15 protein-coding genes are annotated in these 12,737 nt (G+C 65.1%); 4 read left to right on the top strand and 11 right to left on the bottom strand.

Going from position 1 to position 12,737, the window contains the following annotated elements; genetic code table 11:
- Position 1: 1 nt before the first annotated feature.
- A complete protein-coding gene (locus tag ACQPZ2_RS10890; RefSeq protein WP_433525428.1) occupies positions 2–541 on the top strand; it encodes an ester cyclase in 540 nt (179 codons plus the stop codon).
- On the opposite strand, the gene ACQPZ2_RS10885 is transcribed toward ACQPZ2_RS10890, so the two are convergent.
- The 5 genes from ACQPZ2_RS10885 to ACQPZ2_RS10865 all read right to left on the bottom strand — a co-directional run bounded on the left by ACQPZ2_RS10885 (position 542) and on the right by ACQPZ2_RS10865 (position 6,565).
- Positions 542–1,249 carry a TetR/AcrR family transcriptional regulator gene (locus ACQPZ2_RS10885; RefSeq protein ID WP_433525427.1) on the bottom strand — a complete coding sequence of 236 codons (708 nt, stop codon included), beginning with the start codon at positions 1,247–1,249 and terminating at the stop codon, positions 542–544.
- A 27-nt stretch (positions 1,250–1,276) separates the two neighbouring features.
- Positions 1,277–2,911 (bottom strand): MFS transporter, encoded by a 1,635-nt coding sequence (locus ACQPZ2_RS10880; RefSeq protein WP_433525426.1) that lies wholly within the window; start codon positions 2,909–2,911, stop codon positions 1,277–1,279.
- 216 nt (positions 2,912–3,127) lie between these two features.
- Complete coding sequence (locus ACQPZ2_RS10875) at positions 3,128–3,478, bottom strand: HPF/RaiA family ribosome-associated protein (protein WP_433525425.1); 351 nt, start codon at positions 3,476–3,478, stop codon at positions 3,128–3,130.
- 120 nt (positions 3,479–3,598) lie between these two features.
- Positions 3,599–4,867 carry an MFS transporter gene (locus tag ACQPZ2_RS10870; RefSeq protein ID WP_433527388.1) on the bottom strand — a complete coding sequence of 423 codons (1,269 nt, stop codon included), beginning with the start codon at positions 4,865–4,867 and terminating at the stop codon, positions 3,599–3,601.
- Between the two features lie 243 nt (positions 4,868–5,110).
- A complete protein-coding gene (locus tag ACQPZ2_RS10865; RefSeq protein WP_433525424.1) occupies positions 5,111–6,565 on the bottom strand; it encodes a nitrilase-related carbon-nitrogen hydrolase in 1,455 nt (484 codons plus the stop codon).
- 193 nt (positions 6,566–6,758) lie between these two features.
- Here ACQPZ2_RS10865 and ACQPZ2_RS10860 point away from each other — a divergent pair, with 193 nt between their 5' ends.
- Positions 6,759–7,619 (top strand): haloalkane dehalogenase, encoded by an 861-nt coding sequence (locus ACQPZ2_RS10860; protein WP_433525423.1) that lies wholly within the window; start codon positions 6,759–6,761, stop codon positions 7,617–7,619.
- Between the two features lie 81 nt (positions 7,620–7,700).
- On the opposite strand, the gene ACQPZ2_RS10855 is transcribed toward ACQPZ2_RS10860, so the two are convergent.
- From ACQPZ2_RS10855 to ACQPZ2_RS10845, 3 genes are all read right to left on the bottom strand, one after another.
- On the bottom strand, positions 7,701–8,405 hold the full coding sequence (locus tag ACQPZ2_RS10855) for a response regulator (protein ID WP_433525422.1): 705 nt from the start codon (positions 8,403–8,405) through the stop codon (positions 7,701–7,703).
- Positions 8,402–9,565, bottom strand: coding sequence for a sensor histidine kinase (locus ACQPZ2_RS10850; protein ID WP_433525421.1), 1,164 nt, complete (start codon positions 9,563–9,565; stop codon positions 8,402–8,404). Before ACQPZ2_RS10850 ends, ACQPZ2_RS10855 begins: the two co-directional genes overlap by 4 nt.
- A 104-nt stretch (positions 9,566–9,669) precedes the next feature.
- Positions 9,670–10,254 (bottom strand): TetR/AcrR family transcriptional regulator, encoded by a 585-nt coding sequence (locus ACQPZ2_RS10845; RefSeq protein ID WP_433525420.1) that lies wholly within the window; start codon positions 10,252–10,254, stop codon positions 9,670–9,672.
- 91 nt (positions 10,255–10,345) lie between these two features.
- On the opposite strand from ACQPZ2_RS10845, the gene ACQPZ2_RS10840 reads away from it, so the two are divergent.
- On the top strand, positions 10,346–11,065 hold the full coding sequence (locus ACQPZ2_RS10840) for an SDR family oxidoreductase (protein WP_433525419.1): 720 nt from the start codon (positions 10,346–10,348) through the stop codon (positions 11,063–11,065).
- Between the two features lie 55 nt (positions 11,066–11,120).
- Here the strand turns inward: ACQPZ2_RS10840 and ACQPZ2_RS10835 are convergent, their stop codons facing one another.
- Positions 11,121–11,267: a DUF1059 domain-containing protein gene (locus tag ACQPZ2_RS10835; protein ID WP_063721623.1), complete on the bottom strand. Its 147-nt coding sequence runs from the start codon at positions 11,265–11,267 to the stop codon at positions 11,121–11,123.
- Between the two features lie 232 nt (positions 11,268–11,499).
- On the opposite strand from ACQPZ2_RS10835, the gene ACQPZ2_RS10830 reads away from it, so the two are divergent.
- On the top strand, positions 11,500–11,622 hold the full coding sequence (locus ACQPZ2_RS10830) for a hypothetical protein (protein ID WP_433527732.1): 123 nt from the start codon (positions 11,500–11,502) through the stop codon (positions 11,620–11,622).
- Between the two features lie 82 nt (positions 11,623–11,704).
- Here ACQPZ2_RS10830 and ACQPZ2_RS10825 read toward each other — a convergent pair whose 3' ends face one another.
- Positions 11,705–12,313 (bottom strand): histidine phosphatase family protein, encoded by a 609-nt coding sequence (locus tag ACQPZ2_RS10825; protein WP_433527387.1) that lies wholly within the window; start codon positions 12,311–12,313, stop codon positions 11,705–11,707.
- A gap of 212 nt (positions 12,314–12,525) precedes the next feature.
- Complete coding sequence (locus tag ACQPZ2_RS10820) at positions 12,526–12,690, bottom strand: hypothetical protein (protein ID WP_157124815.1); 165 nt, start codon at positions 12,688–12,690, stop codon at positions 12,526–12,528.
- Positions 12,691–12,737: the final 47 nt, after the last annotated feature.

The following is a 12,737-nucleotide window of genomic DNA, read 5'->3' as shown; positions in this document are numbered from 1 at the left end:
CATGAACTCTGGTGAATTCGCACTCGACCCGGCCGCCGAGCCCATCGAGGACACCGGCTGGCTGCGCGAGTTCGTCGAGCGCTACATCGCCGGGTGGAACACCGGCGACGGCGACGCGGTGGCGGCCTGCGTCACCGAGGACACCCGCTGGCTGGACCCGTCCGACGGGGAGCTGATCATCGGCCGGGCCGGGGTCGCGAAGTTCGTCCACGACACCAAGCGGGCATTCCCAGATGTCAACTACACCACCGTCTTCGAACCGGTCGTCACCGCGGACGCGCTGGCGGCGATCGTGCCGTGGCGAATGACGGGCACCCACCTCGGCATGATCGATCCGCCCGGATTCGCAGGCACCAACAAGAAATTCGACCTGTTCGTGGTCGACATCTGGCAGTTCCGCTCCGGACTCATCTGGCGCAGCAAAGCCACATGGGATCTGAACGAACTGCTGCTACAACTCGAATTGCTGCCCAAGCGCAACGGTTTCGCCGAGCGAGCCATGGCCCGCGCCCAGCGCCTCGCGGTCAAACTCCGTGGCTGATCACGTATGCGGGCCGGTCAGCGCGGTGACCTGCTCGAGGGCACGCGCCACCGACCGCTCGATCGTCGCGCGTTCGGCACCCATGCCGATCAGGATGTTGACGATCGAGGGCAACAGCACCTCCGCCACGCCTTGATCGCCATACAACCCGGCCATATCCAACTGGACGAAGCCGTACAACCCGGTCCAGAACTGCGCAGCGGCCGAGCGCTCGTTCGCGCTGTGCAACAGATCCGCCTCCAGCGCCCGCCGGGTCGCGCGCACCACGAAATCGAAGCTCTCCGCGAAGTTCTCGAAGTCGGAATCGCTGCCATCGGCCAGCACATTGCCGCGGTGCACCTTCACCTCGGCCTTCGGCGACTCGGTGGCGAACATCAGCCGGAACAGTTCGGGTTTGCGCACCGCCTCATCCCGAAAGATGAAGCCGAGCACCAGGATTTCGGCGATCGGATCGTCGCTGACCTCGCATTCGGCCAGCCGCGCGACCAATTGCGCGAAACCTTCCGAGCCGACCGCCTGGATCAAGCCCGGCATACCGCTGAAGTTGGAGTAGATCGCCATGGTCGAGACCCCGCATATCCGCGCCACGCGACGCACGGTCAACGAGGCGAGTCCTTCCGTCGAGATGAGTTGAACTGTGGCCGCTATCAAGCGATCGCGCATCGAGCCGGTTAGTGCGGGCTCCAACGCAGTTGCAGTGTCGATCATTACCTCACCTAGCAGTACTCGTCCTTGCTATGCCGCCGCGACGCCCAACTCCTCGGCGGTGATCTCCTCCAATGGCTTGCGCCGGGTTTCGACGATGAACCCGACGGCCACCACCGCCGCGATCGCGATCGGCGCCGCGCTGATCAGCGCGGTCACGGTGATCGATGGCGTGGCCACGGCGAGCACCACCAGCGCGATGACCAGTACACCGCCCGCCTTGGTCATGGCCGCCGCGACCCCGCTGCCGCGGGACCTGATCCGGGTCGGGTAGACCTCCGCGCCATAGGCGACGATGACCGCGACCACCGAGCTGGAACCCCAGATCGGCACCACGAGAAGGGCATACAGCAGTGTGGTGTTGTCGGCGACGTGGTCACCGAGGATTACGAAGCCGCCGAGCGCGACGGCGAGCAGCGTGCTGAGCGTGATCAGCGTCCATTTGGTCGAGCGGTGGTAGCAGTAGGCGACCAGGAAGTTCAGCGGGAAACCGATCAGCGCGGAGTCACGCAGGATCTTGTCGGCGGTGACGCCGGTGAATCCGAGGCTGCGCAGATTCGTCGGCAACCACAGCTGGAAGCCGTAGGTGACCAGTCCGACCCCGAGTCCCAAAAGCGCCAGCACGATGGTCATTCCGGCGAAGGGACGGCGCAGCAGCTGACCGAACCCGCCCGGCAGATCATCCTCGGTAGCGGCTTGCGGCTGCTCGACCTCGATGACCTCGGCGTTGTATGTGCGCAGCACCTCTTCGGCCTCGCGGTGCCTGCCGATGGCCATCAGGAACCGCGGCGACTCCGGAATCCAGCGGACCAGCAGCACCAGCAACAGTCCGGTGGGCAAGCCGATCAGCCACATGCTGCGCCAGCCGTAGGTCTCGCCGATCGTCGAGGACAGCCAGCTGGTGATGACGTAGGCCCCCGCGATATCGCCTCCGATCAGCACCAGCAGCCAACCGCGGTGGCGCGCCGGGATGGTCTCCGAGAGCAGCGTGAAGGCGATCGGCAGCATCCCGCCCGCGCTCAGGCCCATGATGAAGCACATCGCGACATTCAGCTCGAAGCTCGGCATTGCGCCGCAGATCGCGGTTCCGACAAAGAAGATTCCGGCCAGCAGGATCGCCGCCTTGCGGCCGATGCGGTCACCGAGCCAACCCCACAGGAACGACCCCAGCACCGTTCCGGTGATACCGGACAGCGGCAGCAGCGCCACCGGTAGCGCGTCCAGATGCGGGCTCGCCGGGGTGCGCAGGTGGTACTCGGCGCCGACACCCGGAACGACGAAGGCCAGGGTCGTCGGCTTCATCACGTCGATGGTGATCGCGGCGGCCATGATCAGCAGCAGCACCACGTGCACGCGATTGATCGGGGCGTCGTCGAGTGCCCGCACCCGCAGCCCGGCCACCGTGTCGTGCACCGCGCGCTGCGGGAACAGGCCGTAAGTTGTGACGGCCAAACCGATGACGATCAGGATCATCCCCGTGATCATGGCGCCGTCCATCGGCATGCCCGCCATTCGATAGCCCATGTCGCGCGCCATGAGATACATCGGAAGGTGCAGGCCGGTGCCGAGCACCGTCAACACCAGACCGAACCAGAAAGCTCCCGTACGACGACGGCTGACCGGACCCTCCGATCGAGGCGCGATATCGACAGCATTCACATGCATCACCGGACCCTCATCAGCCCCCACACACCAATTACCGATCGGTATTACACACGAGTTCCGTGCCGATGTGGGCTTTTTAATCTGTTCGGTATCAACAAGTTCGGGGCGCGGCGGACTTACCTATGAGAATGGTTACGACCGCGGGCGGCTGGGTAACCTGCTGCGCCGATATCGTATGCCGATTCCCACTGATGGGAATATGGTCGAAGTTGTCTATTATTCGACGTGCATGTGCCTGATGGATTCGCCGCCTTTTGTCTGATGTAGGCGGCCGAAGCGACTGTCGAGGAGGTTCGCCATGGCGTCGGCGGCGCCGGTATAAGCCTCTTCGACCGTGGCCGCGCGGTGGGTTACGGCGACCGGAGGCTGACCGGATATCCGGGCCTCCAGTACGCACTGTTTATCGTCCGGACCGCCTTTATCGGCGTTCAGATCGGTCAGATGAACTTCCAGTCGGGTGAGCTGCTCACCGAAGCGGTCGAGTGTCGAGGAGAGCGTCGATTCCACGCGCTCGGCCAGCGATGCGCCGCCGTGGATATTGCTGCCGGTGTTGACCTGAATCTGCACGAGCGTCTCCAATCCGATAGGTGTCTGCCCACGGTTACCGACTCGCCGAGCGCGAATTCAGCAATCCGTCGGCAATGCCGACACTACTCGCACGGGTGTGCGCTCAGCAGATTCCCAGGTTCAGACCGTCTGTGCCGCGATCGGTGGCGTCACTTGCTGCGCATCGGGAACGACAGTGCCGCGCAACGAGGTTCCCGCGGTCTCGCGCAGGAACGACCAGGCGACGAGTCCGATCAGGCTGGCGCCCACCATATACGCGGCCGGGAACAGTGACCAGCCGGTCGATTCGATCGCGGCCTCGTTGACCAGCGGTGCGGTGCCGCCGAATGCGGCGGTGGAGATGTTGTAGCCGAGGGCGAACCCCGCATAGCGCACATGCGTCGGGAAGATCGCCGGGAAGGTCGAGCTGATCGTCGCCAACTGGGGGACATACAGCAGGCCGAGCACGATGAATCCGGTTATGGCCCAACCGGTTCCCTGCCCCATCAGCCAGTACATGGGCAGCGCGAGTATCGCGAGTCCGACCAGCGAGACCAGCCAGAGCGGGCGGCGGCCCACCCGGTCGGACAACCTGCCGAAGAACGGCAGCACGATCATCATCACCAATTGCCCGATCAGCATCATCGCGGTGGTGGTCGATTCGCCGACGCCGATGGTGTTCTGCAGGTAGGTCGGCTGAAAGGTGAGCAGGGTGTAGTTCACCACGTTCAGGGCGACCACCAGGCCGATCAGCGTCAGGGTTTCGCGGTGGTACGTGGTCAGCACCTCCCACACGCCGCCCGGCGGGTGCGGTTTATCGGCCACCTCGGTGAACACGGGCGACTCGTTCAGATGCGAGCGCAGGTACCAGCCGATCAGGCCGAGCGGCACCGCGAACAGGAACGGCACGCGCCACCCCCAGTCGTGCATCGCATCCGAACCGAAGATGAGCTGACACAGCAGCACGACCGCCGATCCGCCGACGAACCCGCCGAGGGTGCCGAATTCCAGGAAGCTACCGAGGAATCCGCGCTTGCGGTCGCTGGCGCGTTCGGCCAGATACGTTGCGGCACCGCCATATTCGCCGCCGGTCGAGAAGCCTTGCACGACGCGTAGGGCGATCAGCAGAACCGGTGCGAACCAACCGATCTGGGCGTGTGTCGGGATCAGGCCGATGCATCCGGTAGCACCGGCCATCAACAGAATTGTGGTGGCCAGCACCACTTTTCGTCCGAGTCGGTCGCCGAGCGGTCCCCAGACCATGCCACCGAGCGGGCGCAGCAGGAAGGAGATGGCGAAGCCGAGCATGGTGCCGAGGGTGCCGAGTTCGCCCGGGAAGAATGCGTCGGTGAGGTAGGTGGCGGTCGCGGCGTAGACACCGTAGTCGAACCATTCGGTGGCATTGCCCATCGCCGAGGCGGCGACCGATCGGCGTAGCGTCTTCTTCTCCGATTCGCGATCCGTCACCTGCGCCTCCTCACCAGCCCAGGTCACGGGCCTCGATTCGTTCGACCGGCCCGATCCGGTTTTTCCGAGTGCAGGCACGGAATTAACCGGTACCCAGGTTCCAAACTGGGCAAACAAGCGGCGGGTCCGCCGAGCCGGTGACGGGCACGACGCCACCTGCGCGATCTCAAGTAAATGTGAGCATGGTCACACTTGCATTCTTGGGCGACGAATGCTGTTCGTTGTCGGACGTCGTTGGAGGCGTGATCGCCGCCGGAACGAGCCCATGGCTGATGCTGCGAACACCGCCACGGACAGCCATGCGAACCAGTCGCCGAATCGGGCGTAGACCGTCTTGTCCGAGTCCAGCGGGATGGTGGCGAGCACCGATCGGGTCACCGTGACATCGGTCCGCGCCGACGCCAGGATATGGCCGCGGGAATCACTGGCCACGAGTTCGCCGAGTTGCGGTGCGCGCGCGATGCCGACACCGGATTCGATGCCGCGCATGACGGCCATGCGGCTGTGCAACCAGCGATCGTTGGTGAAGTCGAGGGCGGGGACCAGCAGCAATGTCGCCCCGCGATTCCGGTTCTCGCGCACCAGATCCGGACCGTCGAGGTCGAAACACACTGCCAGTGCCCAAGGTTCGCCTGGAACCCGCTGCCAGCCGCTTCCCGGCTCGAGGTCGTCCTCCAGACCCGGGATCAGGCGGTGCTTGGCGTATTCGACGCCCGACGGGTAGGCGATGGCGGCGTTGACACTGATTCCGCCGGTGGTTTTCACGAGTCCCGCGACGACTTGGATACCGCGCCGGGTGGCGACCTCGGTGAGCGGACCGGACAGGGCCGTCAACGTCGATTCATCTGCGGTCCAAGCCTTTTCGGGAAGCACCACAACTTGCGCGCCCTGATCTGCGAGCCGATCGATCTCGCTCACCACACGCGCGACCATATCGCGACCGTCCGCAGAGTTCGCCGGAACGTATTCCGGCGGTTGGGACACCGCGAGGAGACCGACGCGCACGGTATCGCGCTCCGGCGCAACGGCCAAGCGCCACCAGCCGAATGCACCGACCGCAACAAGTAGCAGGGCGGTCGCGCTCGCGAACCGAAGTCGTTGCGCGCCGGTGACTCCGGGTGCGGTAAGTGCCGCAACGGTCGTGGGCACCAGCATGATGAGGAACGAGACTCCCCACGGACCGGTCAGTGCGGCTGTCTGAATCAGTGGTAGCAGTTCGAACTGGGTGTAAGCGATGCTCCACCAGGCACCGAACTGTCCGGCGAGCGATACCAGGAATTCGAAGGTGACCCAACCGGTCGGCAGCGCGAGCACCGCCGAGCCCGTACGGCCACGCAGCAACAATGCACGCGTCATCACCACCAACCCGCCGAATACCGCAGCGGTTCCGCCTAGCAGCAGCACCGTGACGAGTACAGGTTGCTCGATCGTGTCGATGAAGTACGGCCAGTACCGCAATCCGCTCCCACCCCAGGCCAGGAATCCCGCAAAGAAGGCCGCGGCCGCACCTACCCGCGGAGCTACCAGCAGCACCGGCAGTGGTGCGAGAAAAACCGAGCCGGGCAACGGATGTAGGCCGGTGCCGAGGTACCACAGCAGTGCCGACACCACGATGGCCGCCAGGACCGAGTAACGCTTCATCGAGAGCTCCACATTCGATCGGATGCTCTCCCATATTTCCGGCCCACCCTCTCCCCCACATCGCCCGAACGAGCGAACCCCGCCTCGCTCCTGCGGAGGGGCCGAGAACCCGCTCCGGAGAAGGCCATTTCGATGGAGGCTGCCGCGTACTCGGGTGCACCACATGTAATCTGGCGTCGGAGGGAGGGGCCCAATGCTGATCGATTTCGTTCCCGACGGGGATCTGTACCCTTTCGAGTCGCGCTGGTTCGACTCGTCCGTCGGCCGGGTTCATTACATCGATGAGGGGACCGGACCACCGATCCTGTTCTGTCATGGCGCTCCGGCGTGGAGTTTCCTCTACCGCCACATCGTGAAGGACCTGCGCGATCGGTACCGGTGTGTCGCCGTCGACTATCTTGGTTTCGGATTGTCCGAGCGCCCTGCGGGTTTCGGCTACACCATCGCCGAGCACACCGCGGTCCTCGGCGAGCTGATCGATCACCTGCAGCTCGACGGCTTCGTTCTGATGGGACAGGACTGGGGCGGACCCATCGGTCTGGGCGCGGTCACTGCCCGCGCGGATCGGGTGCGAGGGATCGTGCTGGGCAACACCATGTTCTGGCCGATCGAAGCGATGGCGAATCGGGCTTTCAGCGTGATCATGGGCAGCCGTCCGATGCAGCGGCGGATACTCGAACAGAATTTCCTCGTCGAGCGCGTCCTGCTCGCGGAGCTGGGAGGCAAGCTCACTGCGGCCGAGGCCGACCACTATCGCATGGTGCAGCCCACCGCGGAAGCCCGGCGCGGACTCGCCATAACGCCCAAGGAAATTCGTGCCGCACGCCCGCTGCTGGACCAACTCGCCCGGGACGTGCCCGTCCTGCTCGGCGACAAACCGGCCCTGTCGGTGTGGGGAATGCGAGACATGGTGTTCCGTCCGAACGCCTGTATCCCGCGAATACGTGCCGCCTTCACCGATCTCGAGGTAGTCGAGCTGCCGCGCGCGCGGCACTTCATTCAGGAACACGCACCGGACGCGATCGCGGCGGCGATCGCGAAGCGGTTTCCATAAGACGATCGGGCGGCACAAGGGATGTCGCGTCGACGACTGTCCGCGTAAGGCAGCTGCTCGGCAGACGTTGATCGACGCGGGTCAAATGAAGCCGGACGCGTCGCGGGAGTACTGATGACAGCGGCGGTTCTCGCGGCCGGGGACTATCAGGCCGGATTCGTAGGCGAAGACGACGGCTTGGGCGCGGTCGCGGAGGGTCAGTTTGGTGAGGACGGAGCTGATGTGGGATTTCACGGTGTGTTCGCTGAGGACGAGGGTGGCGGCTAGTTCGGCGTTGGAGAGGCCGCGGGCCAGGTGGCGGAGGATTTCGCGTTCGCGGTCGGTGAGGGTTTCGAGTTGGCGGGTGAGGTCGGGTCGGGGGTGGCCGCGGTGGGCCAGGTCGGCGATCAGTCGGCGGGTGACGGTTGGGGCGAGGAGTGCGTCGCCTGCTGCGATTACGCGTACGGCTTCGACCAGTTGTTCGCGGCGTAGGTCTTTCAGCAGGAATCCGCTGGCGCCGGCGCGCAGGGCGGCGTAGACGTATTCGTCCAGGTGGAACATGGTCAGTACCAACACTTTCGCGCTGGTCTCGGCGCAGATCCGGGCGGTTGCGGCGACGCCGTCCATGCGCGACATTCGCACGTCCATGACCACGACGTCCGGCTGTAGTTCGAGAGCCCGCTCGACGGCCTCTAGTCCATCGGCGGCCTCACCGACCACGGTGATGTCGGGCTGGGTGTCCAGGATCAGCCGGAACCCGGCACGGAACAGGTCCTGGTCGTCGACGATGAGCACGCGCATACTCAATTCCCCTGTGCGATAGGAAGTTCGGCGGTGACTTCGAAGCCCCCGGTAAGACTTGCCGAACGCCCGTACTCCAGCCGCCCGCCTGCGCTGGTGACGCGCTCTCGCATCCCGATCAAGCCATGCCCCAGGGAACCGTTGCCACCACGGCCGACGGCAGCACCTGCCGGACCATCATCGGTCACCCGCACCATCAGCCGATCCTCGAACCACCGCAACGACACTCGCACATCGGTGGCTCCCGCATGCTTCATCGTATTCGTCAACGCTTCCTGCACCACCCGATACGCCGTGACTCCGATATCACCGGAAACCACACGGCGCGTGCCGAATTCGTCGAACGACACGACCAGCCCACTGCGCCGCGACATCGCCACCAGATCGGGAATCGCCTCGATCCCGGGCTGGTGCGGCGGGTCATCGGGGCCGCGCAAAGCACCGAGACTGCGCCGAAGCTGTTGGACCGCTTCACGACCCGTATCGGCGATGCCCGCGAAGGTGGCATCTGCGCGATCCGGATCCGTGTGGGTCAGCAGCGGCCCGGTCTCGGCCTGGACGATCATCAGCCCGACCGAATGGCCGACGATATCGTGCATATCCCGCGCGATGCGCAGCCGTTCCCGATCAATCGCCGCACCCCGCTCCTCCTCGAGCCGCCGCGCCCGCTCCTCCAACATCTCGATCTGCAGCCGCCGCGCCCGCACACCGGTACCGAGCGCCCACGCCGTCACGAACGACATGGCCGCATAACCATAGGAATCCGGACTCTCGTTCGGAACGACCAGCGAGATCAGGATTCCGGCACTCACGCTGATCAGCGCGAACCGCCGCGGCCGAGTCGGACTGTAGGCCGCGATCGTGTACACACAGATGATGGTCCCGTACGGCAGTGCGGGCATGGCATGCAAACAGGCCAGCACGGTGATCGCGGGTCCGACCACGAGCAATACCAGAATCGGCGCGCGCCGCCGCCACAGCACCGGCGCGGACGCGAGCACAGAGCAGGCGACCACCCACCACGGCGCACGCGTCACGATCGCGGGCCCGACGCTGGCCACCGTGACCGCCACGGCGAGCACGATATCGACCGCACCTGACGGCAACGCGCGCAGCCGCTTCGACGACCAGGACACGGTCCGAGCAAGCACACCGGGAGAACTCATAGCGAATCCAGTTTCTCCCGCACCCGAATCAATCCGCCTCCCCCGCACGAATGACTCGCCACTCATCCTCGCGAGCGAGGCATTCACTGCCCCGGTTCGCGATCTCACGGCGCGAGCATGGTCGCGACGCTGCTCGTGACATCCTTCGCCAGCGCGGCATTCACCGGCGCGTGGTGGCTGAGCAGCCGGTACCACATGGCACCGAAGACGAAATCGACGATGAGATCCAGCGGGACGGCCGGGGTCAGTTTTCCGGCGTCGACACCGCGCTGGAGCAGTGCGCGCAGTGTCGCTCGTCGCGGACCGATCACGGTGTCCTGCAATCGTTCGGACAGGGCTGGATCGCGCTGCGCGTCCGCCATCAGACCGACCAGCGCCTGACCCGTCACTTTCTGCGCGAGGTCGAAAGTGGCCGTAAGCAGGCGCTCGACGGCGACGAGCACATCCACCGATTCATCCGAAACCCGCAGTGCCGCATGCTCTTCGGCCAAACCGATCAGCGCCTCGATCAGAATCGAGGCCTTGTCCGGCCACCAGCGGTAGACCGTCTGCCGCCCGACGCCCGCCCCATCCGCGATGGCCTTGATGGTCAGGTCTTGGTAGCCGTCGCGCTCGCAGAGTTCCAGCGCCGTGTGCAGGATCGCGCGCCTGGCGTCCTCGCTGCGGGGTCGACCGCGGGTTCCTGTCATGCGGGTCACTTTACAAGACACCGTGCCTCGAATATATTAACGAGGCACGGTGGTTCGAAAATCATCGTGGTTCGAACTTCAGGAGGATCTTGTGAACAACAAAGTCGTCATCGTTGGTGGGACCTCTGGAATCGGCCTGGCGACCGCTCGCCGACTCGCCAGGAACGGCGCGGAGGTCGTCATCGCCGGACGCAACGAAGAACGACTCGCCGCCGCACTGGCCGACCTCGGCCCGCAGGTCACCGGCAAGGTCGTGGATGCGCGCGCCGAAAACGAACTGGCACAACTATTTTCGGAAGTCGGGCCGGTCGACCATGTGGTGGTCACTGTGACCGGACCGTCCGGCACCACCCCGTTCCGCGAACTCGGCCTCGACCATCTGCAGGCCCATGTCTCCGGCAAACTGCTGCCGCATGTCGCCACCATTCAGGCGGCGCTGCCGCATCTCGCACAGGACGGGTCGATCACGCTGGTGTCGGCCGCATCCGCGGGCGGCGCCATGCCGACAACCGCCGCGTTGGCCGCCGTCAATGCCGGTGTCGAAGCCATCGTTCCCGTGCTCGCGGTCGAACTCGCACCCGTGCGTGTGAACGCCGTATCCCCCGGTGTGATCGACACCGAATGGTGGAGCTTCCTCCCCGAGGACGCCCGCGGCGAAGTGTTCGCCGGAATCGCGGCCCAGACCCCGGTCGGCCGGATCGGCACCGCCGACGATATCGCCAAGGCCATCGAATTTCTCACCGACAACACCTTCACCACCGGCGTGGTGGTACGCGTGGGCGGCGGCGCGCGCCTCGGCTCCCCCAAATAGCCCACCTCGCCCGGCTTTTTGTCACGAGCAGTGACGAAAAGCCGGGTGTGGTGGATCAGTACGCTATGAACAGAATCTCGTCCCGGGAATAGTCGTGCCCCGGGTGGTTCTCGGCCAGATGCGCCTTGGTCTTCTCGACCAGGTCGTCCTCATCCGTCCCGACGATCTGTTCGCCGCAGGGGCAGTTCAGATTTCGCTTCATCAGCGGTCCTTCCTTCTCCCCCGTCAGTCTAAGCACGCGTCCCACGCACGGGCCGGTGCCTACCCTATCCGGGCCACGACAGGCACCGCCAGGTTCAACCATTCCATTCGAGACGGCGGCAGCGCCGGGATTTCAGGCAGTCGACACGCGCGGCCGAGACCACCTCTTAGGCCATCGCCGACGACGGCATCGAATTATTCACCGGCCCACGGTAGTCGGGATCCTCGCGGCCGTGGTCTGGCTCGTCGGCGCGGTGCTATGCGTGACGCTGATCCTCATTCCGCTCGGGCTCCCTGTCATGCGGCTCGGCCGCCGCCTGTTCACGCTCGCCGGTCAGCTGATACACACTCCCTGAAGACCGTCCTGGGCACTTCGACGTCGGGACGCGCCGCCGACTTTCCGCGCGCCGCGACGGACATCAGCGTGCCATCGAGGCACTACGGCAGCGGCACCGGCCACGATAGGCACCGCCAAGTCGTGCCATTCCATTCCACGAGAAACGGCTCGGCGTGCGGCAGCGGAGTTCCCCACACCCGAGCACCGAGATCGCACAATCTTGCCAATGTCACGGTCAGGCTGGCGACGTGCCCGACTACAGCGACGGTCTCGCCACCATGGTCAGCCGCGATCCGCCGGAACGATCCGGCCATCCGGGCAACCACCTGCCGCCCCGACTCACCATCCCCGACGCGCTGCTCGAGATCACCCTCGACGATCCACGCGCGCATCACTTCCGCAGTCCGTCCCAGGATCGCCGGATCGCTGCTCCCGTCGAACTCACCGATGCCGACCTCGGCCAATTCATCCATCGCGACAACATCGAGCCCTCGTCCCGATGCCAGCTCAGCGGCAGTCCGCCGAGCACGCAACGCACTACTCGAATAGATCCGAACAATCGGCTCATCAACCAACCTACGGGCCGCCTCGACAGCTTGCCGCCGACCAGCCACGGTCAATGCCGACCACGGCACAGCACCCGCAACCCCCGCAGCGACATTCTCCGACTCACCATGCCGCAAACACCACACCCGCACCCGATCTGCCATCGCCGAGTGATGTGTTCGTGCGTTGTCCTGGGCCGCTACAGCTTCGGCGAAGTTCGGGTGGGCGCGGATGTTCACTGTCGGTAGTCCAGCAGGCCCCATGAATACACCGAGCCGATGGTGCACTGCGTCAGGTTTCACCAAACGGATCACGTGGTGGAGGTGGTGGTCGAAGAAGTAGGCGTAGCGCCGCACTGATGCGGCGCTACGCGTGCTCAGTTTCCTTGATCCGGCTGGGGATACGAACCGGGTGCGCTGCCGTCACTGCGGCTGAATACCGGGCGGAAATCGGCACCGCCGGTGTCGGTTTGGACGGACGGCTCGGTTGTCAGGGCGTCGTGACTGAACAGCCCGGGCGATCGCCCATCTTCCGTACTCATCTCACGAGCCTCCTCTGATCGGCGACGTATGGCGAATCCTGGCTTGC

Source organism: Nocardia pseudovaccinii (genome assembly GCF_050942345.1).
Taxonomy (GTDB): Bacteria; Actinomycetota; Actinomycetes; order Mycobacteriales; family Mycobacteriaceae; genus Nocardia; species Nocardia pseudovaccinii.
Note: the sequence above shows the minus strand (reverse complement) of the source record. Positions and strands in the feature narration are given on the sequence as shown.